22 protein-coding genes are annotated in these 25281 nt (G+C 40.9%); 6 read left to right on the top strand and 16 right to left on the bottom strand.

Annotated features, from left to right (window positions below; genetic code table 11):
- Positions 1-58 precede the first annotated feature (58 nt).
- The 4 genes from B1F84_RS06135 to B1F84_RS06120 all read left to right on the top strand — a co-directional run bounded on the left by B1F84_RS06135 (position 59) and on the right by B1F84_RS06120 (position 4774).
- Positions 59-760 (top strand): transglutaminase-like cysteine peptidase, encoded by a 702-nt coding sequence (locus tag B1F84_RS06135; protein WP_131690870.1) that lies wholly within the window; start codon positions 59-61, stop codon positions 758-760.
- Positions 744-2750, top strand: coding sequence for an EAL domain-containing protein (locus B1F84_RS06130; protein WP_131690869.1), 2007 nt, complete (start codon positions 744-746; stop codon positions 2748-2750). The genes B1F84_RS06135 and B1F84_RS06130 overlap by 17 nt, the downstream gene beginning before the upstream one ends.
- A gap of 21 nt (positions 2751-2771) precedes the next feature.
- Entirely contained in the window at positions 2772-3386 is a 615-nt protein-coding gene (locus B1F84_RS06125; protein ID WP_131690868.1) for a hypothetical protein, read from the top strand.
- A 65-nt stretch (positions 3387-3451) separates the two neighbouring features.
- The gene (locus B1F84_RS06120; protein ID WP_205988839.1) at positions 3452-4774 is read left to right on the top strand and encodes an O-antigen ligase family protein; all 1323 of its coding nucleotides are present in this window, start codon (positions 3452-3454) and stop codon (positions 4772-4774) included.
- A gap of 1608 nt (positions 4775-6382) precedes the next feature.
- Here B1F84_RS06120 and B1F84_RS06115 read toward each other — a convergent pair.
- The 14 genes from B1F84_RS06115 to yceD form a co-directional block, all read right to left on the bottom strand.
- Positions 6383-8242 (bottom strand): alkaline phosphatase D family protein, encoded by a 1860-nt coding sequence (locus B1F84_RS06115; RefSeq protein WP_131690866.1) that lies wholly within the window; start codon positions 8240-8242, stop codon positions 6383-6385.
- 4 nt (positions 8243-8246) lie between these two features.
- Entirely contained in the window at positions 8247-9026 is a 780-nt protein-coding gene (locus B1F84_RS06110; RefSeq protein WP_024601403.1) for a YchF/TatD family DNA exonuclease, read from the bottom strand.
- Positions 9027-9043: 17 nt separating this feature from the next.
- Positions 9044-9370, bottom strand: coding sequence for a PilZ domain-containing protein (locus B1F84_RS06105; RefSeq protein WP_008109887.1), 327 nt, complete (start codon positions 9368-9370; stop codon positions 9044-9046).
- Positions 9371-9382: 12 nt separating this feature from the next.
- Entirely contained in the window at positions 9383-10297 is a 915-nt protein-coding gene (locus B1F84_RS06100) for a DNA polymerase III subunit (protein WP_131690865.1), read from the bottom strand.
- A 1-nt stretch (position 10298) separates the two neighbouring features.
- A complete protein-coding gene (gene tmk, locus B1F84_RS06095; RefSeq protein WP_008109882.1) occupies positions 10299-10925 on the bottom strand; it encodes a dTMP kinase in 627 nt (208 codons plus the stop codon).
- 5 nt (positions 10926-10930) lie between these two features.
- Complete coding sequence (mltG, locus tag B1F84_RS06090; protein WP_131690864.1) at positions 10931-11917, bottom strand: endolytic transglycosylase MltG; 987 nt, start codon at positions 11915-11917, stop codon at positions 10931-10933.
- Positions 11917-12714 (bottom strand): aminodeoxychorismate lyase, encoded by a 798-nt coding sequence (pabC, locus tag B1F84_RS06085; protein ID WP_131690863.1) that lies wholly within the window; start codon positions 12712-12714, stop codon positions 11917-11919. Before pabC ends, mltG begins: the two co-directional genes overlap by 1 nt.
- Positions 12715-12782: 68 nt before the next feature.
- Positions 12783-14021: a beta-ketoacyl-ACP synthase II gene (gene fabF, locus B1F84_RS06080; RefSeq protein WP_008109876.1), complete on the bottom strand. Its 1239-nt coding sequence runs from the start codon at positions 14019-14021 to the stop codon at positions 12783-12785.
- A gap of 275 nt (positions 14022-14296) precedes the next feature.
- Positions 14297-14533 (bottom strand): acyl carrier protein, encoded by a 237-nt coding sequence (gene acpP / locus B1F84_RS06075; protein WP_008109873.1) that lies wholly within the window; start codon positions 14531-14533, stop codon positions 14297-14299.
- 250 nt (positions 14534-14783) lie between these two features.
- Complete coding sequence (fabG, locus tag B1F84_RS06070) at positions 14784-15530, bottom strand: 3-oxoacyl-ACP reductase FabG (RefSeq protein WP_131690862.1); 747 nt, start codon at positions 15528-15530, stop codon at positions 14784-14786.
- A gap of 11 nt (positions 15531-15541) precedes the next feature.
- Entirely contained in the window at positions 15542-16468 is a 927-nt protein-coding gene (fabD, locus tag B1F84_RS06065; RefSeq protein ID WP_131690861.1) for an ACP S-malonyltransferase, read from the bottom strand.
- Between the two features lie 55 nt (positions 16469-16523).
- Positions 16524-17561 (bottom strand): phosphate acyltransferase PlsX, encoded by a 1038-nt coding sequence (gene plsX / locus B1F84_RS06060; protein WP_131690860.1) that lies wholly within the window; start codon positions 17559-17561, stop codon positions 16524-16526.
- A gap of 12 nt (positions 17562-17573) precedes the next feature.
- A complete protein-coding gene (rpmF, locus tag B1F84_RS06055; protein ID WP_008109865.1) occupies positions 17574-17744 on the bottom strand; it encodes a 50S ribosomal protein L32 in 171 nt (56 codons plus the stop codon).
- 9 nt (positions 17745-17753) lie between these two features.
- On the bottom strand, positions 17754-18278 hold the full coding sequence (gene yceD / locus B1F84_RS06050) for a 23S rRNA accumulation protein YceD (protein WP_008109862.1): 525 nt from the start codon (positions 18276-18278) through the stop codon (positions 17754-17756).
- Between the two features lie 131 nt (positions 18279-18409).
- Between yceD and B1F84_RS06045 the strand changes: the two genes are divergently transcribed.
- Positions 18410-19015, top strand: a complete 606-nt coding sequence (locus B1F84_RS06045; RefSeq protein WP_008467407.1) for a nucleoside triphosphate pyrophosphatase — start codon at positions 18410-18412, stop codon at positions 19013-19015.
- A 4-nt stretch (positions 19016-19019) separates the two neighbouring features.
- On the opposite strand, the gene B1F84_RS06040 is transcribed toward B1F84_RS06045, so the two are convergent.
- Entirely contained in the window at positions 19020-19679 is a 660-nt protein-coding gene (locus B1F84_RS06040) for an HAD-IA family hydrolase (RefSeq protein ID WP_008109859.1), read from the bottom strand.
- Entirely contained in the window at positions 19676-20635 is a 960-nt protein-coding gene (gene rluC / locus B1F84_RS06035) for a 23S rRNA pseudouridine(955/2504/2580) synthase RluC (RefSeq protein WP_008109857.1), read from the bottom strand. The genes B1F84_RS06040 and rluC overlap by 4 nt, the downstream gene beginning before the upstream one ends.
- Before the next feature lie 776 nt (positions 20636-21411).
- On the opposite strand from rluC, the gene rne reads away from it, so the two are divergent.
- Positions 21412-24633 (top strand): ribonuclease E, encoded by a 3222-nt coding sequence (gene rne, locus B1F84_RS06030; protein WP_131690859.1) that lies wholly within the window; start codon positions 21412-21414, stop codon positions 24631-24633.
- The last annotated feature ends 648 nt before the right edge of the window (positions 24634-25281 follow it).

Raw genomic sequence — 25281 nt, 5'->3', positions numbered from 1 at the left:
ATCATTTTAGTTTTAATGAGAATATAATTACTTCGTTAACTTTTTAGGGATGGGCTTTGTGCGCGTTGGAATTTGCATCATTATATTAGTGTCTTTTTTTGCTTGTGCACAAGACATGCTTTTACATTTGCGTAACAGCGATATAATTTCCCGTGCCAAACAGTTTTACGGTGATGCTGGCCATCAACGAATAAAAAACTGGCTGAGCTTTATTGATGACTCTGCCGATAAAAGCGAATGGCAAAAAATTCATTTAGTTAATGACTTTTTTAATAAGCATATAAAGTACAAAACCGATGACGATCTTTGGCAAAAAAAAGATTACTGGGCCACCCCACTCGAAAGTTTAGGGGTAGGTATGGGTGACTGTGAAGATTATGTAATTGCTAAATACTTTACTTTAATCGCTTTAGGCATCCCAGAAGATAAGATACGTTTTATGTATGTGCGCCAACGTACGGTTAACCAACCACACATGGTGTTGATATACTTTGAACAACCCAATCAAATACCGCTGGTGCTCGATAATTTTAATACTAAACTAGTGCCTGCTAGTAATCGTGGCGATTTAAAACCTATATATAGTTTTAATGGCCAAGGCTTGTGGTTAGCCAAATCGAAAGGTTTAGGTAATAAGGTTAAAAATAGCCGTGGGGTTTCTGCTTGGAACACTATGCTAGAACGAATTGAACAAGGTGAGCTTGCGCCCGCTAATGGTGGTAACAACAAAGGAACTAGTAGTTATGTCTCGAATTTTTAAATATGGATTGAGTTTAAAGACCCAAGTATATGGCTTGATCATTTTAATTTCGATCATTTCATTTTGCGCGCGTGTTATTACCGACGTAGACACAACTCGTAATTACTTACAAACGCAAATGGCCAGCCACGCGCAAGACACTGCCACCAGTTTAGGGCTTTCTATCTCTCCCTATTTAGAAGACGATAGCCTAATGATTGCACAAACGATGGCAACCGCTATTTTCGACTCTGGTTACTACAGTGAAATTAAATTTACTGATGTGCAAAACAACATAGTATTTGAGTTACAAAACCCTAAACGCGTTGAATCTGTGCCTACTTGGTTTATTAGTGCGGTTGAATTGAGTGCGCCTACTATGCACTCTGAAATTAATAACGGCTGGATGATGGCAGGCACACTTAATGTAACCAGCCATACTGGGCAGTCGTATTTAACCTTGTGGCAGCACACATTACGCAGTTTATATAGCTCGTTTTTACTTTTAGCTGCATCACTCGCTATTGCGTTTTTAATTTTACGCGCCGTATTTAAGCCATTAAAAGCCGTAGAAGACCAAGCCACTCTAGTCACTCGCAAACGTTTTACCTTAAATAAGGAAATTCCGGTAGCGCGGGAGCTTCGTACCGTAACCCAAGCCATTAATAACATGGTTATAAACTTACAAAGTACGTTTGATTCACTGACCAAACAAACTCAGGCACTTACCGAAGAAGTTTATATAGATTCGTTAACTGGGCTAGGTAACCGTAAGTCGTTTGAAAACCACTTTAACTCTGTGGTCAATAATATTTCAGACGATGCGCCCATTACTGCAATGATGCTTACCCTGCCCTCATTAAATAATATAAACCAAATAGTAAGCTACCAAGATGGCGATCAGCATGTGCTTGATGCAGCTAAAATACTTAAACATGCTGCAGAAGAATTACCAAACTCAACTGTATTTAGGTTAAACGGTGGCACGTTTGTGTTACTTGCCCCTTATGACGTGTTATTTTTAAATAAAGCCCGTTTAGATCTGAGTGATAAATTAAGCCAAAAAGAAAACAGCTTGCACATAAATGGCTACGCAAATTTAGCCATAGTTGCCGTTGAACAAGGTGTGAGTGTAGGCGAAGTACTCTCGTTACTTGATACCGGTTGCACCATTGGCGAAGACAGCACCATAAACTGCGATGATAAAGAATCGCTATTTAGCGTAAATCAATGGCGTACTCTTATTAAGTCGATTATAAATGCCGGTGAAGTAAGCTTTTCGGTACAGCCAGTAAAACAAGCCAATAAGGCTCACTCTCAATGTTACTTTGAGGTATTTGCACACTTTATTCATGATGGCGAAAAAGTAAATAATGGCCACTTATTTGCAATGGCCGAAAAGTTAAATTTAACCGAAGAACTTGATAAAAAAATTATACGTAATTTTGTAGATATTAAAGAGCAATACCCAAATGAAGTGTTTGCCCTAAATATTAGTAAGGCATCTTTGTACTCAACTGACTTTATAGAATGGCTTACTCTTTATTCGCACACTAAGCCAGTTATAAAAACTAACTTGCTATTTGAGCTGCACGAAATAAGCTTATTGTATAACGTGCATGTTGCATCGTTACATATAGATGCAATAAAAGAGCTGGGCATTAATGTGTGTATTGAACACTTTGGTACTAGCTTAACATCGTTTAGGTATTTACAAGGGCTGGATATTGAGTACGTTAAAATTGATGGTAGTTATATTCAAGATTTAGTAACTAACCCACAAAGCCAATTTTATATTCAAACCGTTAACAATATTTGCCATGGTTTTGGTATTAAAGTTTTAGCCTGTTTAATTGAAAAAACCGAGACTTTAGAAATACTTGAATACCTAGGGTGTGATGGTGTACAGGGCAATTTGATACTACCACCATCAAAAATCATTAAATCTAATGAAAATGGCGTAAATAAAGAGTTTACTTTTTGCACCGATGCGCTAAAATTTTGCAATTAGTACTCAACCAAGGGACGAGAAATGAAAAAATTACTTTTAGCTGGCTTAGTCGCTAGCACAACGGCTCTTACTGCTCTTCCAACCTATGCACAAACGGACAATGCTGCAGTGGTTCAAGAAGTAAATACAGATGGCGTTATAAGCATTCTTAATAATGCAACAGCTGATACTTCATCAGAGCAATTACGTGAAGAGCTTGTTGCTGCATTGAATCAAGCGTGTTCAAACAAAAGCAACGTAGTAAATAATGGCGCTGAAGATGAATCAGACAATAACCAACCTGAGAAAACAGGCGACGGCAATTGGTTAAACGGTGCATTTGCAAATGATGTTTGTTGTAATACTGCAGATATCGATATTTTAGTGACAACTGTTGTTGATGAATTAGGTGCAGATAATCCGCTAATCTCTGATTTTTTAAACAGCCTTTCAACTACGTGTTCGAATACTGATGCCATTACTCTAGCTGCAATTACTGCCGGCGTTGATGCTACAGTTGCATCAGAAGCTACTGCTGCAGGCCCAGGTGCTGGCCAGCCTGCTCCACCACCAGTAGTAGGCTTACCAACATTACCTACACCTCCAGGTTCTGGTGGTACGGGTGGTGATAATGGCATTTCTGAAGTCGGTAATTAATACCAACCTGTATAAATATTTAAACGCAGCCTATTGGCTGCGTTTTTACTTTGTTTGAGTTTATTTTGAATCGTTTTATATTTTTTTGTATTTGCCTGATCCTATTTTTGCTCCCCCTTCCTTTAGGTAGTTACCGCCCTTGGGCAATTTTAGCTATTGGTATTTTAACTAGCTTTACCTTTATTACTCACCTTACACTCAGTGTGTTAAATAACAACCAATCGCTATTTCCCCCCCGCTATTCTTGGCCACTATTTTTTACTTTAAGCGCCGTTATTTTAGTTTCTGGTATACAGCTGTTTAGCGTGAGTGTTGATGTATTTCAAACCAAACAAATGTTATTAAAAACCAGCTTTTTACTCATGTTGAGCTGGTTAGTATTTAACTACTGCAATAGTGCCGAGCGAATTAAAAAATTAATTTATGCTGTAATTTGTGCCGGTGTTTTTCAGGCTTTGTATGCGAGTTACTTAAATTTATCGCCCGATGTAATTAGCCCTTTGTTTGGCTACAAACACACCGACAGAGCAATTGGTACTTTTACCTATTCTAACTTTTTAGCTAACTATTTAGCGCTGTGCTTATGTTTAGGCATTGGCGTTTTAATCAGTGAGTTAAAACGCACTAACAATGGCTATAAACCCACTTTAAAACAAACACTTCGCGCCTGGGCCGAAGTATTATTAAGTTCTAAAATAATCTTACGCATTTCGTTAATTATTATTATTGTGGCGCTTATTTTAACTCGCAGCCGTATGGGTAACTCGGCGTTTTTTATCGCTTTGATAATAGTAAGTTTACTGGCGCTATTTGTTTATAAGCAAAAACCCAAAGCATTTAAATTGCTGATTGTGAGCTTTTTTATTATCGATTTAATCATCATTGGTGCCATTTTCGATGTAGAAAAAGTAAAACAACGTATTAGCGAGACTAGTTTGCAATCGGAAACACGTGATGAAGTTGTTCGTGACTCAATTCCGCTGATTTTAGATAACCCGTTATTAGGCTCTGGTGGCGGTACTTTTTATACTGCGTTTCCTGCGTATCAGTCTGAGCCTTATTCTGGCTACTATGACAATGCGCATAACGATTATGTACAATTTGCGGTTGAGCTGGGTATTCCTGCTACTGCGTTGTTAGGACTACTGGTACTTTATTGTTTGTGGTTGTGTATTAATACTATGCGAACGCGTAAAACGGCGCTTTATCAGGGCGTGGCGTTTGGTTGCGCTACAGCTATTCTAGCCATGATGCTGCATTCATCGGTTGATTACTCTTTGCAGGCCGGTGCAAACTCAATGCTGTTTATAGTGGTGTTATGTTTAGCTATATTAACCAATAAGTTACCGGCACCAAAGCGAATTAAAAAACGGCGTAGTGAAAGTTAACGGGCTGCGAGTTGCGGGGAGCGGGTTACGAACCTAATCCCTAACACCTGATTCTGTCTTCTCATTCGCTTCTCTTTGTTCAAATAATATTTTAGTGATTTATTTACCACAGAGGATAGGAGAAAACAGAGAAAGTGACTAAATACAAATGTTATAAGTATTAGCAAATACTTTGTATTCTCTGTGCAGCGCGCAGCGCCTCGGTGTTCTCTGTGGTTCATTCAAAAGTAATTTTTATGTTTTGGGTTTAAGTGATTTATTCACAAAGAAGGTTATGAGACGCTGCGCTTTTAGATATTGAGCCCGCAACTCGAAGCCCGTCGCTCACGACATTAAAGAATGACGCGACATGAAGTCGCTGCTACAAGTCAGCAATAATATCAACCTAGAACCGGCTTGACCCTCTCATTTGTTTCTCATTCTCTTCTCTTTGTTCAAAAAATATTTTAGTGATTTTTTTACCACAGAGGGTAGGAGAAAAAATAGAAAGTGACTAAATACAAATGTTATAAGTATTAGCAAATACTTTGTATTCTCTGTGCAGCGCGCAGCGCCTCGGTGTTCTCTGTGGTGCAAAAATAAAGGTTTTAAATAAAGTTAACGGGTTTCGAGCTTAATCCTTCACCCAGTACTATTATTACAATAAGAACTTAGTGATTTATTCACCACAGAGGGTAGGAGAAAAAAGAGAAAGTAATTTAAAACAAAAGTTAAAAAATTGTGGTTAGTTATTAGATTTCAGCAATTGAAGCCTTTTCTCTACGCAGCGCCTCTGTGGTTCAAGAGTAATTTTTATATTTTGGGTTTAAGTAATTTATTCATAAAGAAGATTATGAGACGCTGCGCTTTTAGATATTGAGCCCGCAACTCGAAGCCCGTCGCTCACGACATTAAAGAATGACGCAACATGAAGTCGCTGCTACAAGTCAGCAATAATATCAACCTAGAACCGGCTTGACCCTCTCATTTGTTTCTCATTCTCTTCTCTTTGTTCAAAAAATATTTTAGTGATTTTATTCACCACAGAGGGTAGGAGAAAAAAGAGAAAGTGACTAAATACAAATGTTATAAGTATTAGCAAATACTTTGTATTCTCTGTGCAGCGCGCAGCGCCTCGGTGTTCTCTGTGGTGCAAAAATAAAGGTTTTAAATAAAGTTAATGAGTTTCGAGCTTAGCCCTTCATCCAGTACTATTATTACAATAAGAACTTAGTTATTTATTTACCACAGAGGGTAGGAGAAAAAAGAGAAAGTAACTAAATACAAATGTTATAAGTATTAGCAAATACTTTGTATTCTCAGTGCAGCGCGCAACTAGAAGCTCGTCGCCCTCCGCTAATGACGCGACATAAAGTCGCTGCTACAAGTCGATACTAATTTCAACCTTGAACTGGCTTGACCCTCTCATTTGTTTCTCATTCCCTTCTCTTTGTTCAAAAAATATTTTAGTGATTTATTCACAAAGGAGGCTAAGAGACGCTGCGCTTTTGGATATTTAGCCCGCAACTCGTCGCCCGTCGCCCGTCGCTCACGACATTAAAATATGACGCGACATGAAGTCGCTGCTACACGTCGGCAATAATATCAACCTAAAACTTATGCTTTAAATCACTGCTCTTCTAAATCAAATTCGGTGGTGTGGCCGTCGCCATGGATTAATTGGTACCTTGCTAAATTTCCCGCTTCAAGCGTAACTAAGCTAATGGCTGAATCGCTTACTAGGTACTTTTGTCCTTTGCCTTTGGTTTGGTGTTTGTCTACTTCCATATGCCAGCGTTTGGTAAAAAAGTTAAGTGGGCTTTTGGGGCCGTATAAAATAGAGTCGAGCTTGTCGAGAACATTTATTAGCTTACGCGGGAACTCGTTTTTAATGCCACTAGCTGTGAGCTGCCAAATTCTGTTGGGGTGATCGCCAAAACGCTTTTGCACCGAAAAACAAAATGAATAATGCACGTCGCCGGATAAAATCAGTGTTTCATTTGGGGTGTCGGTGCGTCTAAAAGTATTGAGTAGCTTTTTGGCTGAGCCTTCGTGCGCCATCCAGTTTTCTACATCAACCATCAGTGGTTGCCCACACATATTAAATACGGCTTGAATTGCCTCTATCGATTTAACCCCAAACACGGGAGCGGGCGATACAATAATTACTTGGTCATGGCTTAATAGGCTCTCTTCAAGCTCTGTGAGGCGATCCCAATCGAGTAAGCCTGAGGGTTCATTAAAGTTTTGCTCGTTACGCCAACGATGCGTACGGGTATCGAGTACCACCACTTTAGGAATGGTCATTAGCTCATAATGCCAATGGCTAAAGTCGTTCAGGTGCTTATCAAAACATTTAAATTGCCACTGCTTATCACCAGCTAAGCAGTCGTTAAAAGGGCTAAGTAACGATCCGGTTTTATGTAGTGCGTCGTTGCCCATTCCCTGAAATAACCAATAGCTTGCTAAGCCATTATTTACAATACGCTTGCTGCTAGGGTTTTGGTTAATGGCTTGCTCCCAACCTGCGGTTAGGTTCCAATCATCGGTTACATCATGATCATCAAACATCATTAAGGTAGATACATTAGCAAATAACCGCTCTACCTCTGCTAAACCTTGTGCATAGTCAATTAATGCGGTTTTTTCTGCATTAAATAGCGTTTGATTTTTTTCGTTACCACCTGAGTAACTTAAGTTATTTAGGTCAATGTATTGCCATGCTTGGCTACTAAAATTAAGTAAATATAGCGCTACGAACTCTTCAAAATGAATCAGATGATTATAAGCTTTAACACTGGAAAAATGCGGTTCGTCCTTTTTTAACCAATAGCCAATGCCTAATTTAGAACGCTTTTTCCATGAGGTAGTCGGCAACAAGTAATGGCGACCATATAGTTGCTCTGCAATATCAGCGGGTAAATCTAAATTAAGTGGCTGTTCTTTATATATGCCTAAGTGTTTAATCAGCTGATGTATTGCTAATAACATAGGCCCTGCTACATCGTCGGCGTATACCTGATCGCCCGAAAGCAATAATAACTGTGCCCCCTGCTGCTCATTACTTCGTTGTACAGCTTGCCAATGGCTAGAGCTTACTAAGCTGTCTTTTGCAGGGTGATGCGCATTACGACACGAGCCATGTAGTATTTGCGTCAGTTTTTTGGGGATCACAAATTCAGGTAATGGCTGATTGTTAAAGCTAAACGCAGATAAATCAACCGGGCTGTCATCAAAAAATAGCTGGTAAGGTAATAAGGTATCGCGTGGGAATTGGCTGTTAATGGGTTTAATAACCACAAACTGTAAGAATAAATATTCCCCTAGCCTTATGGTGTCTTGTTCGCTATAACATTCGTGACCAATTAGCTCTATACGGCAATTTACTGGCTTTGCAGTAGCAAACTGAATACAGACTGCAGTTTTTTCTGCTCGGCGCACCATGGGCCCCATAAGTAATAGCGGGTGTTGCACCGAGAGAGTTGTCATGAGGTTAGCCTTTAGCTGCTAATTTAAATAAAGAATAAAAGTTATCAGTGGTGGCCTTTGCCAACTCGTTAAAACTAATGCCTTTTAGTTCACTAATATAGTAAGCAACATCTTCCACATACGCTGGCTGATTAGTTTTACCACGATATGGTACTGGCGCTAAATAAGGCGAGTCGGTTTCAATAAGCAGTCGATCGAGAGGAATTTGCTTTACTACTTCTTTAAGCTCTACCGCATTTTTAAAGGTTACAATACCTGAAATAGAAATATAAAAACCCATATCAATGGCTTTTTTGGCCATATCCCAATCTTCGGTGAAACAATGCAGTACCCCGCCGCAATTTTCTGCTTTGTGTTCACGCATTAAGTTAATGGTGTCGGCACGGGCGTCACGGGTATGAATAATAAGCGGCTTTTGTAATTCATTTGCCACCTCAATATGGCCAACAAAACTGGCTTGTTGTACGGCATGGGTGTCTTTTGCGTAGTAATAATCGAGCCCAGTTTCGCCAATGGCCACTACTTTGTCGTGTGAGGCTAAATCAATTAATTGCTGTTTGTTGAGTGCGTCTTTTTGATCAAGCGGGTGCACACCACATGACGCAGACACGTCGTTGTAATGTTTTATTTGCTCTAGCATATTGGGGAATTGATCAAGCGTGACGCTTACACATAAAAAATGTTCTACTTTTTTAGCGCGGGCGTTATCAAGTACTTGGTCTAGGTTTAAATCGAGTTTATCAAAATCAAGACGGTCTAAATGGCAATGAGAATCTACAATCAAAATAAGGCCTGTTTTTACTACATGGTATAAGTTGGATTGCCGGAGTTTAACATAGTCCCCAGCAGTTTTTCGATCTTCGCGTTTAGGTTTGTTTTATCATCTAAAAAGCTAATGCCGATCCCTGGTGGATTTGAGCTCTGAGCGCCCTGTGGCGTGATCCAGGTTACTTTGCCGGTTACCACGTCGTCTTCTAGCGCGTCAGGTAAGGTAACGCGTAAGGCAAGTGAATACCCGGGTTCATAGCGCATATTGGTGCGTACAAATAACCCACCTTTTTTTAAAAAAGGCATATAACAGCGATATAGTTCGTCAAGGTCGTCTATATCTACTAATAGCTCTTGCATATCTAGTCCTTTTTATTGGTTACGTAATATGTACGCTAGTCGTGATACCGCAAGCGGTAAATTTAGCCCAAGTATTTGTATGTTATTCTGTAAAAAATCATTCAGTGCTTGCTGAGCAACTTGGTAAGCTTCAAAACTCATGCCATTTAACAGCTGTTGTTTGAGCTGCTCACTTAAAAATAAGGTAAAAATACGCACAAGCTCAGGCTGTTTATTTATTATGTCGACTAACGCATTGAAATTATGGCTTTGTTTAAACTCAGTTGCAAATTTATAAAGCGTATCAATGTTTTCAAGCTGATTTTGCTGTTGCCACTGCTTTACTTGCAGTGGTTGGCTATAAAATAACGACAACCACGTATAGTTAGGCACATCCAAACTACTTAACCATTGTTGTGCTAATTGGTTATTGGTTACTTTAACCTCAGTTTTAGCACAGCGACTTAAAATAGTGGCAGGTAATTGCGCCACTTGGCTGGTTGTCAAAATTAAAAACCGACTATTACTTGGCTCTTCAAGGGTTTTTAATAACGCATTAGCGGCTGCGGTGGTCATTTTTTCGCAGTTTTCGATAATTGCCACTTTATTGCCATTTTGCGCCGCAGACTGATGCATAAAATCGCTTATGCCGCGTATGTCGTCTACACCTATGCTTTGCCCTTCCACTTGAGTAATGCGCTTGTCTGGGTGTGTAACCGCTAAGTTTAATGAACAACTTTTACATTGCCCACAAGGGCTTAACACACTATTTGGACTACTTAACTGTGCTTGGGTGTTTTGGCATAACAAACTATTTGCTAGTTGCTCACTTAGCTCAAATTTGCCAACCCCAATAGGCCCGCAAAACAGCTGCGCATGATGAAAACGCTGCGCTTTATAGCTCTGAGTTAAGCGTTGCTCTACCTCATTAAGCCACGGCAATGCCATATTATTTTAACCCTGAAAAAAATGTGCGCAGTACATTGGTAATATCACGATGCACTTTATCAATGCTTTGGTTGGCATCGACTGTTTTTATGCTGTCGTCATCATTTGCAAGCTCAATGTAACGCATACGGGTGCGCTGAAAAAACTCAATGGCTTCTTGCTCAATTCTGTCTAACTGGCCGCGACCTTTAGCACGTTCAAGGCCAATAACAGGGTCAATATCTAGGTAAATTGTTAAATCGGGTTTTAAGCCTTTTAACACCATAGACGATAACGATGCTAAGGTGTTTGCACTTATTCCGCGGCCGCCGCCTTGATACGCCTGTGACGATAAATCGTGACGATCGGCTAATACCCACTGCCCTTGCTCTAGTGCCGGATTGATCACATTATGCATTAGCTGTGAACGCGCTGCATACATAATTAGCAGCTCAGTTTCAAAAGCAATTTCTTCTTGGTGCTCTGCTTTTACTAAGGTACGTAACGATTCAGCCAGAGGCGTGCCACCGGGTTCGCGTACATTAATAAAGTCAACATGGTGATGGTTTAAAAAGTCTTGGCACAGGGCTATAGCGGTTGATTTGCCTGCGCCTTCTAGGCCTTCTATAACTATAAATTTTGGTTTCATAAATACTAATTCTTTTTATTTAAAATATACCGGTTAACCGCCGCATTATGTTGTTTTAATGTGGTTGAAAACTGATGACTACCATCGCCTTTTGCTACAAAATAAACATACTCGCTCTTAGGCGGGTTTACTGCCGCTAAAATGGCTTCTTTGGAGGGCATGGCAATCGGTGTGGGCGGTAATCCGTTAATACGATAGGTATTATACGGGGTGTAATTTCTCAAGTCTTTACGTTTAATATCGCCATCAAAATCTTCGCCTAGTCCATATATTACGGTTGGATCGGTTTGTAAGCGCATATTGATATTTAAGCGGTTAATAAACGCCGAAGCAATTAACGGACGTTCACTGGCAAGCGCGGTTTCTTTTTCGATTATTGAAGCCATGATCAGGGCTTCATAGGCAGTGTTGTAAGGTAAATCACTTGCCCGTTGCTGCCATGCATCTGCCAATGTTTGCTGCATTTTTTGCGCTGCACGCTTTAATAAACTACTCGCATTGTCGTTACTATGATAATGATAAGTATCGGGAAACAACCACCCTTCAAGGTGAGTTTGCTTGCCGATTATTTGCTCGCCAAGCTGCTCGAGTTTTAAATCGTTTTGTAAATGTGGAGCAATTTTTACCGTATTTAATACATCTCTAAGTGCTTGACCTTCAATAATGGTAAAACTAAAGCTAACTTGCTCTCCTTGGTTTATTTTTTTTATATTGTTGATCACGCTATCCGCGCTTAACTCGTACAAACCCGCTTTTAAGTCAGTTAATGTAGGGTCTAGTTTAGCTAATATTTGAAACCGCCAGCAGTCTTCTAGCCACTGTTGTTGCTGCCATTGACGGCACAACTTATTAAAGCCGGTGCCTTTTTTAACTTCAAATTGAGTGCTCTGCGCCACCTTTAATGGCGTTTCAATGGTTGCTTGTAATTGCTGGTAGCCAATCACTGAGCTAAAAAAAGCCAGTAGTAATACTGATAATATAACTTTTAACACTAAGCCTCCTTGGCTAGTAACTCGTTTAGTAATGATTGGCTATGCACAATATCAAAACAGTGCTCGTCTATACTTTTTACAGGCACAATTTTCATTAAGCTGTTACAGATAAATACGGCGTCTGCTTGGGTAAGCTCATCAACGCCGACAGTTTTAAACTCAACCGCTAATTTATCACATAAAGATTGCAGAAAAACACCTTTAATGCCGCATTCATCCAGCCTTGGGCTAAATATTTTATGATTTTTAATTGCAAAAATATTAGCCGCTGAGGTTTCTATTACATTGTTGTTGTAATCAAGCACTAGCGCATCATCGCTGTGTTGGGTTTGTAGGGCATTTTTGACCAGTACTTGTTCAAGCCTATTTAAGGTTTTTAGCCCAGCTAAATGAGGTTGAACAGCCAACTTAATCGGGCTAATAGCTAAGCTAATTCCCGAATCTGTTAAGCTGTTGTAATGATCTGGATAAGGTAAAACACTCACAATAATATTTAAATTACATTCGCTTGGTGGCGCATAGCCTCGCCCGCCCTCGCCTCGTGTTATCACGATTTTAAGGACCGCTTGAGGATGTGATGCTATTTGCTGAGTGATCTGCGACTCTAATGAATTAAACTCAAGTAGAGGAAAGCCCAAACGCTGCGCACATTCAATTAAACGTGCTTTATGATAAGCCCAATGCTCAACTTGTCCATCAGTAACCATTGCGGTGGTAAAAAAGCCATCGCCATAATTTAAGCCCCTATCACGGGTGCTTATGCTACTGGTTTCACTTGCTGTTATTATTGTTTGCATATTTTTTTACACATAAAAAAACCCAGTTAAACAACTGGGTTCTTATTCTCATTCGTTGTTAAAAAAGATTATACCTTTTTAAACAGTAACGAGCCATTAGTACCACCAAACCCAAATGAGTTACACAAAGCGTAATCAAGTTTAGCGTCACGTGCTGTATGCGGTACGTAATCTAAATCACAGCCTTCGTCTGGGTTATCTAAGTTAATTGTTGGCGTCACTTTTTGCTCGGTCAACGATAAAATAGACACTATAGACTCAACAGAGCCTGCCGCTCCGAGTAAGTGACCCATCATAGATTTTGATGAACTTACCATCACATCTTTAGCTGAATCACCAAAAATGGTTTTAACCGCTGATGTTTCGGCTTTGTCACCCGCATGAGTAGACGTACCATGTGCGTTGATGTAACCAACTTGCTCTGCATTTACTTGCGCATCGTTTAATGCGTTTTCCATTGCCAGAGCTGCACCTGCGCCATCTTCTGGTGGGGATGTCATGTGGTAAGCATCACCACTCATGCCAAAACCAACAAGCTCTGCATAAATTTTAGCGCCACGTGCTTTAGCGTGTTCGTATTCTTCAACAACCACCACACCGGCACCATCAGAAAGCACAAAACCATCACGATCTTTATCCCACGGACGAGACGCTGCTTGTGGATCGTCATTACGCGTTGAAAGCGCACGTGCGGCATTAAAGCCACCCATACCAATTGGCGTACACGCTTTTTCTGCGCCACCGGCAACCATTGCATCAGCATCGCCATAAGCTATCATACGTGCGGCATGGCCAATATTATGAAGACCTGTAGTACATGCTGTCACAATTGAAATATTAGGACCGCGTAGGCCGTGCATTATAGATAAATGACCCGAGATCATATTAATAATGGTAGACGGTACATAAAACGGCGATAACTTACGTGGACCGCTGTTTAATAATTTTATGTGGTTTTCTTCAATAAGGGTTAAGCCACCAATGCCTGAACCTACCGCTACACCAATACGTGTTGCGTTTTGCTCAGTGACTTCGAGGCCAGAATCTTGAAAAGCTTGAACACCCGCTGCAATGCCATACTGGATAAATAAATCCATTTTTTTAGCATCTTTTGGCGACATATAAGCCGATGCATCAAAATCATTGATTAAACCAGCGAAGTGAGTACCAAATTTTGATGTATCAAAGTGGGTAATATTTTGAATACCACTTTTACCATCTAATAAGCCTTGCCAGGTTGATTGCACATCATTGCCTAGCGGCGTCAACATTCCTAAGCCAGTTACGACGACACGACGTTTAGCCACGGTTTGCCTCCAATAAGGAATTATTATTATACCAATTAACTTAGCTTAGTTTATTTCAGCGTTAACACTATTACTGTTGCTAGTTATGTTATTAGTATTGGGGATGATCATACCCAAGCTACCTCAAAGTGCGAGTCTCAAACCAATAATCAACGCTGAGCAATAACAACTTAATTGCTGATAGTGAGTGAGGGTTTGGTATTGAATCATGTACTTTGAGGTGGTTTGGATATAAAGATTAAAGGCAGCGAATGCTGCCCTTAATTTGCGATTAATTACTCAGCGTGAGCTGTAACGTAATCGATTGCAGATTGTACTGTAGTGATCTTTTCAGCTTCTTCATCTGGGATCTCAGTGTCAAACTCTTCTTCAAGAGCCATTACTAATTCAACAGTATCAAGAGAGTCTGCACCTAGGTCATCAACGAATGAAGCTTCGTTTTTAACTTCTTCTTCTTTAACACCTAGCTGTTCGATGATAATTTTCTTTACGCGTTCTTGGATATCGCTCATTCTTCTTTCCTTTATTAAAAACGCCAATGCGTTATTTTCAGATTGCGGCGTAGTTTACGTCCGATAATTCTCTGATTCAATCTTTTGACCATAAATAATTTGCTGGTCAAACCTGTTGAGTGTTTATTTTACCTTTTATCGCTTATTTTCACAGCGATTTCAAGTATGTTTAAAGCAAGTTTGCGAAAAATTCAATGTTTTTTAGCAAACCCGCATACTATTTTTGGTTTATTAAATTCGTATTACGAACTTAAACCATGTACATCGCACCATTTACATGCAAAGTTTCACCTGATACATACGCAGCGGCGTCAGATGCTAAATAACATACCGCAGCTGCAATCTCGTCAGGCTGACCTAAACGACCCGCAGGTACGTTTGCAAGCGTTGCTGCTTTTTGCTCATCTGTCAAATCATCGGTCATGTCTGTTTGAATAAAACCAGGTGCAACCACGTTAACAGTAATACCACGAGAGGCTACTTCACGCGCTAGTGACTTAGAAAAGCCAATAACACCCGCTTTAGCGGCCGCATAGTTAGCTTGACCCGCATTACCCATAGTACCCACTACAGAGCCGATATTGATGATACGGCCGTTCTTTTTCTTCATCATTGGGCGAAGTACAGCCTTAGATAAACGGAAAATAGAGCTTAAGTTGGTATCGATAATATCGTCCCACTCATTTTCTTTCATGCGCATTAATAAATTATCGCGCGTAATACCGGCATTATTCACTAATACATCAATATCACCTAAATCGGCTTTAATTGCCGCTAATGTCGCCTCAATTGATGCAGGATCAGTTACGTTTAACGCATAACCCTTACCGTTATCACCTAAGTACTCACTAATATTAGCCGCACCCGACTCGCTTGTTGCCGTGCCCGCTACTTTTGCGCCTTGCGCTACTAATGTGTTTGCAATAGCTTTACCAATACCACGGCTAGCGCCAGTGATCAGGACAACTTTGCCCTCTAAAGAAAATAAATTACTCATTTTATATACTCTTATTTAGCTGAATCGATTGATGCAAGGTCGTTAACTGAACCACACACCATCGCTTTATCAATACGTTTTGCAAGCCCGGTTAGTACTTTACCAGGACCAAATTCATAACTTTGCATTACACCTTGTGCAACCAGTGCTTGAACCGTTTCGGTCCAGCGTACAGGGCTATATAGCTGGCGCATTAATGCCTCTTTAATTGCATCTGCTGAACCTTCAGCTTTTACATCAACATTATTAATTACATCACACTTAGGTGTATTAAATGTTAAAGCGGCTAAATCGGCGGCTAATTTTTCTGCGGCTGGTTTCATTAGTTCACAATGCGACGGCACACTTACAGATAATGGCAGTGCTCGTTTTGCTCCGGCTTCTTTACAAGCAACAGAGGCTCTATCAACTGCATCTTTATGACCGGCAATAACAACCTGACCAGGCGAGTTATAGTTTACTGGAGAAACCACTTCACCTTGTGCCGCTGCTGCACAAGCGGCTTTAATTTCATCGTCGCCTAAACCAATAATAGCGGCCATAGAACCTACACCAGCAGGTACGGCTTCTTGCATGTATAAACCGCGATTTTCAACCAGTTTTACGGCTTCGCTTAAACTGATCACATCGCTACATACTAAAGCTGAATACTCACCCAGGCTGTGACCTGCCATAACGACGTCAGCATCTGGGTTTGCAGCTAACCAATGACGATAAATAGCAACGCTTGCAGTTAATAATGCAGGCTGAGTACGGTGTGTTTGATTTAGTTTTTCTTCTGGACCGTTAAGTACAAGGTCTGCTAGATCGTAACCAAGTGCGGTTGAAGCTTCTGCAAATGTGGCTTTTACTATGTCAGAACTCGCTAGTAGCTCTTGTAACATACCCACAGTTTGCGAGCCTTGACCTGGAAAAAGAAGTGCAATTTTTTGTGCCATAATTTGCTCTTATAATTAAACAAAATAAATAATGTGTAACACGGCACGTTAACTGTTATTCAACCGCCGTGTCTTTAGAATGTGTTTTTTCGAAAATAGCAGCTATTTTATCTGGAAGTTGACGTTCTACTTCTTTCACTGCTTCGTCGATTGCAGCATGAAATGCTTTAGCTGAGGCATTTCCATGACTTTTAACAACAATACCGCGCAATCCTACCAGAGAAGCGCCGTTATACTGGTCGGGGTTCACTCTTTTATAGAGTTTTTTTATGATTGGCGCCAACATAAACGCCATACACTTGTAAACGACGTGCTTTTCAAGGGCACGGGTAAACTTTTTCATGATAAGTTTAGCAATGCCTTCACAGGTTTTAAGTGCAACATTGCCAACAAAGCCTTCACAGACAATAACATCGGCTTTGCCAGAAAAAATATCACTACCTTCGCTATAGCCAATATAATTAATCAGCTCGCTTTGCTGCATTAACTGCGCGGCTTGCTTAATTTCGTCGTGACCTTTAATGTCTTCGGCGCCAATATTTAATAAACTGACCTTTGGGTTATCACACCCAAGTGCTTGTCCTGCCACTACCGAACCCATAATGCCAAACTGATACAGCATTTGCGCATCACAGTGCACATTGGCACCTAAATCGAGTAAGTAAACAGGATTTTTACGTTCAGTGGGTACAGCCGATATGAGTGCGGGACGTTTCACTCCTGGAAGCATTTTTAATACGTAATGCGCCATAAAAAATAGCGCCCCTGTATTGCCAGAGCTAACACAGGCTTGCGCTTCACCCGATTTAACTAAATCAAGGGCAACTCGCATGGAGGAATCTTTTTTTGAGCGTACAGCAACAGCGGGTTCGCAGGCATTGGTAACAACGTCGTTACAATGGCGGATTATTAATCTGGGATGAGAAAGTGAATCGAGTGATTCTAATTGTTTAGCTATTACTTGCTCGTTGCCACATAAAATGAGTTTTAAGTTGGCATTAGCATTTACCGCACGAACGGCTGCGGGGATAGATGAACGGGGGCCATAATCGCCCCCCATCATATCTAACGCTATGGTTAGATTAGTCAGCATATAAGCAATCTCTTAGTTAGAAATTACTTGAACGCCTTTGTAGTAACCATCTGCAGTCACATGGTGACGACGATGAGTCTCACCAGATGTTTGGTCTACAGTTAAAGTTGGACCACTGATCGCATCGTGTGAACGGCGCATGCCGCGTCTTGCACGAGACTTTTTGCTTTTTTGTACAGCCATAGTCTTCTCCTAAGAATCTTTCTTAAGTTGTTTCAAAATATCAAATGGATTTGGTTTATCATCTTCCGCCTTTAAAACACCAAAGCTGGCAGGCTCTGCTGTATAACTGCATGAAGCTTCGTTGTGGGTAGGCACTAATGGCACTGCTAAAATAAGTTCGTCTTCGATTAACTCAAACACGTCTATTTCACCATTTTCATCAAGTGCTACTTCGTCGTAGCTTTCTGGAAGATCATCTGACTCTGCATCCAAACCGACTGGCGAATACACAAAGTCTTGATCCAAATCCAACCCTAAATCACCATTACAACGTTGACAAGTGACAGTTACGTGTGTGGACAAATTGCCACTAATCACAACTAAACCTTGCTCATCGTTTTTGCAATGAATTTTTACCGCTATTTCACCTACTTCTTCCTGGATAACCCCTCGTAAACGAGGAAGTTTCTCAAGCGGTACAACGCCGTCATACTTTAAACGATGCTGAGCTGCTTTGCCCGGATGAAGGGTGATGGGAATTTTCACCTTTTGCATAGGGGCTGCATCATATAGATAGTTAGTAAGTTAGTCAAAGTAAAAAACCAATTTTACGTTGTTTTTCACGTGTTTTACTCACGGATCTGATTTATCCTAACTCAATCTGATTTACGCTAGGAAAACATGCCATGAAGCACCCCCTTATATTAGCCTCAAGCTCGCCATTTAGGCAGTCTTTATTACAAAAATTTAATCTGCCGTTTGAAACGTTTTCGCCAGATGTTGACGAAACGCCGCATAAAAACGAAACACCAAGCACACTTGTTAAGCGCCTCAGTGAATTAAAAGCCGCAGCAGCCGTCGATCATTTTGACCAAGGCCTCGCGATTGGCTCCGACCAAGTTGCTGTATTTGATAGCCAAATATTAGGTAAGCCGCACAATAAAGAAAACGCAATAAAGCAATTGAGCTTATTTAGTGGGCAAACAGTCACTTTTTTAACTGGTTTATGTGTGTACGATATACACACTAAGCAATGCAAAACCATTATTGAGCCATTCAATGTGACCTTTAAAACGTTAACAACGGCGCAAATAAGTGCTTATTGCGATGCAGAGCAACCTTATAACTGTGCTGGAAGTTTTAAAAGTGAAGGCTTGGGTATTTGTTTATTTGAAAAGCTCAGTGGTGATGATCCAAACAGCTTAATTGGTTTACCACTCATTAAACTCAGCCAATTATTGGCTGAGTTTGGTGTTGATGTATTAGCAGCTCAAGTGCCTAGCGCAAATTAACTGATTAACCAAGTAATATATTTTGCAACTGCTGATAGTTGTCAGCCGTTGCAATCGGGGTTAACTCGTTTAATTGCGCTGCGTTGTGCACGCCCATGGTTACCCCTATTCTATCCATACCCGCGGCTTTTGCCATTGCCATATCTATTTGGGTGTCGCCTATCATTAGCGCTTCATCAACACTTATCCCTAGCTCTTCAAGCAATTGATAAAGCATATCGGGAGCAGGCTTTGATTTAGCGTCGTCGCTGGTACGCGTAGCACTAAAAAAGTGACGCAGTTGGCTTTCATTCAGTAGACGTTCCAGTCCTACTCGGCTTTTACCTGTGGCAACCGCCAATATTACGCCTTGATTTTTTAACTCAGTGAGTACCTGTGCAACGTGATCAAACACCGGTGTTGGGGTGGTATCAAGTGCATATTGCTGTTTATAACCTGCAATAAGCGTTTCGTGATGTTCGCTGTGATCAGGAAACAAGGTTGCGATTGCGTTTTCAAGCGATAAACCAATAATATTTTTACTAGCGGTATCGCTTGGCGGCTCAATATTATGTGATTGGGCACTTTTGCGAATGCAATTAACGATTTTGCTAATTGAATCCATAATGGTGCCATCCCAATCAAAAATCACCAGCTTGTAATGTTTTATTGGGGTTACGATCACGCCTTTGCTGCTCTAAGTTTTACTAAACAACTTGATAGTGCTTTATCAAGCGGTGCTTCTACTCGCATAGTGGTTTCGTTTTTAGGATGGTAAAAGCTTAAATCATGCGCGTGTAGAAATAAGCGGTTTAAACCGCGTTTACGCATTGACTCATCAAATCCTTGGTCGCCGTACTTATCATCACAGGCAATAGCATGGCCTTGACACTGAGTATGCACACGAATTTGGTGAGTACGACCGGTTACAGGGGATGCTTGTACTAATGAGCAATCGTTAAAACGTTCAAGCACTTTAAAACGGGTATGCGACGGTTTGCCCTCGGTATTATCAACACGTACTACGCGCTCACCCGATTTTAGGGTATTTTTACGCAAACCTTCCGTTACATTTTTTGTTTTAGAGTCCCATTGGCCTTCTACCAATGCCCAGTAATTTTTTTCCATGGTTTTTTCGCGTAATTGCTCATGCAAAGCGGTCAGCACTGAGCGGCGCTTAGCAATGAGTAAACAACCTGAGGTATCGCGGTCTAAACGATGCACAAGCTCTAGGCTGCGCTCTTCTGGGCGTAAAACACGTAATGCTTCAATAAGCCCGTAGCTTAAGCCACTACCGCCATGCACAGCCATGCCTGATGGCTTGTTAATAACAATCAGGTATTTATCTTCAAATAATATATCGTCTTCGAGGCGCGTTACTTTATCGAGTTTTGATGGTACAAACTCTTCACGCTCTGACACTCTAATTGGCGGTATACGAATAACGTCGTCTAGCTGCAATTTATACACAGGTTTGATGCGTTTTTTATTAACACGCACCTCACCTTTACGAAGAATTTTATAAATTGCGCTTTTAGGCACCCCTTTTAAATGGGTAATAAGAAAGTTATCAATACGCTGACCTAGGTGGTCTTCGTTGATCGTGACAAAAGATACTTGTAAGCCGGTTTTTTCTGACATTGCCTAATCACTGATTTAAGTAAAATAATTTAGTTGCTAACACGGTTATAATAGTGGGATAATCAGCAGCGCAAATATTTAGTATTTGCAAATAACAACGGTGCTTTTTAACACAACAAAACATTCGTGATGCACATTCTGGGTAACCGATCATACAGATCCGAGTTAAGTTTTCCAAAGCTTTTATACATACCCAGTCAACACGTGCGCACAACTAACGGCAATGCGCGTAATATATTGCTGGTTAAGTTTGAACATGAATTGATTTTTAATGTGATAGTAAAAGCAATGAACAGATAATTTGTCTGATAGTGACGGCGTAAAAAACACGCCGTTCAGAATTCGCTCAAATATTGTAGTAGTACCGTACAGCAGCTTATTTAGAACTAAAAAAATCTAATAAATAAGCGTTCATTAACATCGGTAGCGATTTTTGCTCATAAAATAGATAACGGTAGTTTTAAAAACGAAACTATGGTTTGAACCTAAAGAGCCCTACGCACCTAATATGAATGCATTTAATAAGATTGATATGACAGGCCAACTTCTGGATAAAATGAGTATTGAGCTAAACAGCCGACACATTTGAATCCCTTTAGAATTTAATAGCGTGATAACACCCTATTGTTTGCCGGCATTTAAAATACTGCGTACCAAAATACAGAGCCGTTCCGTTAAAGACCCAGTCGTGAGGCTGCACATTCTAAAAATAGGAACACCTGAACAGGCGAGAAAAACATCGTCATGTCAGCGACACAAACTAGTAGAGTAACATTATGAAACGTATGCTAATCAATGCAACGCAGCAAGAAGAAATGCGCGTAGCACTGGTTGACGGCCAGCGCCTATATGATTTAGATATAGAAAGCCCAGGTCACGAACAGAAAAAAGCCAATATTTATAAAGGCAAAATCACACGCATTGAACCATCTTTAGAAGCAGCATTTGTTGATTACGGTGCTGATCGTCATGGTTTCCTTCCATTAAAAGAAATTGCTCGCACTTACTTCCCGCAAGGTTACACCTTCCATGGTCGTCCGAATATTCGCGACGTGATCAAAGAAGGTCAAGAAGTAATAGTACAAGTTGATAAAGAAGAGCGTGGCCAAAAAGGTGCTGCACTCACAACCTTTATCAGCGTGGCAGGTAGTTATTTAGTGCTTATGCCTAATAACCCTCGCGCTGGCGGTATTTCTCGCCGTATCGAAGGTGATGAGCGTACTGAACTTAAAGAGTCGCTTAGCCGTTTAGAACTACCTAAAGGTATGGGCTTGATTGTACGTACTGCGGGTGTTGGTAAATCGTTTGAAGAATTAAACTACGATTTAAAAGCATTATTAGTCCACTGGGAAGCCATTCAACAAGCGGCAGACAGTGCTAAAGCGCCATTTTTAATTCACCAAGAAAGCAACGTTATTTTCCGCGCCATTCGCGACTATTTACGTCGTGACATTGGCGAAATTTTAATTGATAAACCACGTGTTTTTGAAGAAGCTAAAGCGCACATTGAGCGTTTTCGTCCTGACTTTATGAGCCGCGTTAAGCTTTATCAAGGTGACACACCGTTATTTACGCATTACCAAATTGAAAGCCAAATTGAGTCTGCGTTCCAACGTGAAGTGCGTTTACCATCAGGTGGTTCAATTGTTATTGACCCTACTGAAGCACTTACGTCTATCGATATCAACTCGTCTAAAGCAACAAAAGGCGGCGATATTGAAGAAACAGCACTTAACACCAACTTAGAAGCAGCGGATGAAATTGCACGTCAACTTCGTTTACGTGACTTAGGTGGTTTAATTGTTATCGACTTTATTGATATGACTCCTCCACGTCATCAACGTGAAGTAGAAAACCGCTTAAAAGATGCCGCTCGCCCAGATCGTGCGCGTGTTCAAATTGGTAAAATTTCACGCTTTGGTTTACTTGAAATGTCGCGCCAGCGCCTACGCCCTTCACTAGGTGAAGCAAGCCAAGGTGTTTGTCCACGTTGTAGTGGTCAAGGCACTATTCGTTCAAACGAGTCAATTGCACTATCGATTTTACGTTTGATTGAAGAAGAAGCGATTAAAGACAATACTGCACAAGTAAATGCACAAGTGCCTGTTGCTGTTGCCGCTTATTTATTAAATGAGCAACGTCGTAGCGTTCACCGCATTGAAAAGCATCACAAATGTGACGTAGTGATTATTCCTAATCAACACATGGAAACACCACACTACGAAGTAATGCGCTTACGTAAAGATGAAACGCTTGAAACAGTAAGCTACGAGCAAGTTGTTGCGCCTGAGCCTGAAGCATTTGAAATGTCTAAATCGCCAGCAGCACCTGTACGTGAAGAGCCGAAGCTTAAAGGTGTCGTTATGCCTTCAACGCCTGCTCCACAAGCGGCAGCAAAAGCAGCGCCGGTAGTAGAAGCAAAAGCTAAAATTGGTTTATTTACTTCATTGGGTAAGTGGATTAAGTCGTTATTTGCAAACGAAAGCGAGCAAACAACACAAGAGTCTTCTGAGAAGAAATCTCAAGAGCGCACCAATAACAATCGTGGTAGTGATAATCGTCGCCGTAACAACAACCAGCGTCGTCGTAATAACAACCCACGTAATAAACCACGTAACGAACGTACAACAGACACTGAAACTAAAAATGAGTCAGCGCCTGCAGGTGATACGCAAGAAAAGAATGAGAATCGCAATAAGCGCCGTCGCAATTCTAATACGCGTAAACGTCCTGAGCATAAAACTGAAGATAAAACGCAAGTAAAAGCAGAGGCAACTCAAAACGCGGATACTTCGCCTAAGTCTGACAAAAATGCAAGTGCTGAGCCAAAAGAGCAAAAGCCTAAGGTACGTCGCCAACGTCGTAATTTACGTAAAAAAGTTCGCGTACAAGACGAAAGTGCTGAGCAAGTTCAAACAACAGAGCAAGCTGTTGAGCAACCTGTGGTGAAAGAAGACAAGCCACAAGTACAAGAGCAAGCACCTGTTGCTGAAAAGCAAACGCCAGTATCAGATGAAAAAGCACCTGCACCTGCTAAAGAACAAGCAGAGGCTGTTGTTGATGCAAACGATAACGCTGTGGCACAAGATGAAGAACAAGAGCAAACACGCACTCGTTCACGTCGTTCACCACGTCATCTTCGCGCATCAGGTCAACGCCGTCGTCGCCCTGAAGGTGAAAACGCACCAGAAAAGTCTGATGAAGCGCCTGCGTTTGTACCCGTTGCGGATCAAGCCGCTGCTGAATACGAAGCAGAGCTAAAAGCAAAAGCACATAAATCGGCCGTTGATGCCTCTGATGCAGTTGAACAAAACATTGTTGAGGAAGAATTAGCGAAAACTGAAGAACCAGTGAAAACTGAAGAACCAGTGAAAACTGAAGAACCAGTGAAAACTGAAGAACCAGTGAAAACTGAAGAGCCAGTGAAAGCTGCAGAACCAGTGAAAACTGAAAAACCAGTAAAAACTGAAGAGCCAGTGAAAACTGAAGAGCCAGTTAAAACTGAAGAACCAGTACAAACTGAAGAACCAGTACAAACTGAAGAACCAGTACAAACTGAAGAACCAGTACAAACTGAAGAACCAGTACAAACTGAAGAACCAGTGAAAGCTAAAGAACCAGTAAAAACTGAAGAACCAGTACAAGCTGAAGAACCAGTAAAAACTGAAGAAGTTGCTGTTGAAGCTGAAACCGCACCGGTTAGTGCTACTGAAACACCTGTAGAAGCGAAAGAAGCACCAGTGGTTGCAAGCCAACCTAAAACTGTTTCACAAGCGAGTTCTAGTAATGTAAACGCTAAAACAGTGATTACAGCTGGACATGCAAGTGCGCCAATGGCACAGCCAACACCTGTAGCTGATAGCGAAACCAAGCATACATCGGTTGCAATGGCACATGACAAACGCGAGTTAATCCCTGACAGCGGCCTTCGCCCTGGCTCGGTAAAACCTGCCGGTCGTGCAAGCTCAGCAATGACTAAAACACTTAATGCTGAATAAGCACTAAGTTTAGCTCAAAGCATAAAAAAGCCGCGTTAATTGATTTTAACGCGGTTTTTTAATGCCTGGCATTTATGTATCTGGCAAACGGGGTTTGGGCTGCGAGGATCGGGTAAGGAGTAAAGACTGAAAATTAAAGGTTAAAGGTTAAAGGTTAAAGGTTAAAACATTCGAAGCTTCGCTTCACACGTGAGCAAGCTCTACGTCTACAGTTATTTATTAACATCTAACACTTGTTTTATCTTCTCATTTACTCCTCATTCCCTTCTCTCAGTTCAAAAATGATCTAAGTGAATTATGCACAAAGAGGGCTATGAGACGCTGCGCTTTTAGAGGGTAAAGTTACAATCGAAAGTTAACGGGCTGCGGGGTTAGGGTTACGAGCCTGAGCCCAAAACTCGTAGCTCACAATTTGCCGTAAGCATGACAATAAGACTTTAGTGATTTATTTACCACAGAGGATCAGAGGAAATGATTAAATACAAATGTTATGAGAATTAAAAATAACAGATTATTGGTTTTTGTTTTGTATTCTCAGTGCAGCGCGCAGCGCCTCGGTGTTCTCTGTGGTTAAAAAATCAAAGACTAGAGGCAGAAAAGTTAGCGGGCTGTGGGGTTAGGGTTACGAGCCTGAGCCCAAAACTCGTA

The sequence above is a fragment of the Pseudoalteromonas sp. DL-6 genome (assembly GCF_004328665.1).
GTDB lineage: Bacteria > Pseudomonadota > Gammaproteobacteria > Enterobacterales > Alteromonadaceae > Pseudoalteromonas.
The sequence above is the reverse complement of the archived record's forward strand: the minus strand, read 5'-3'. Positions and strand labels throughout refer to the sequence as shown.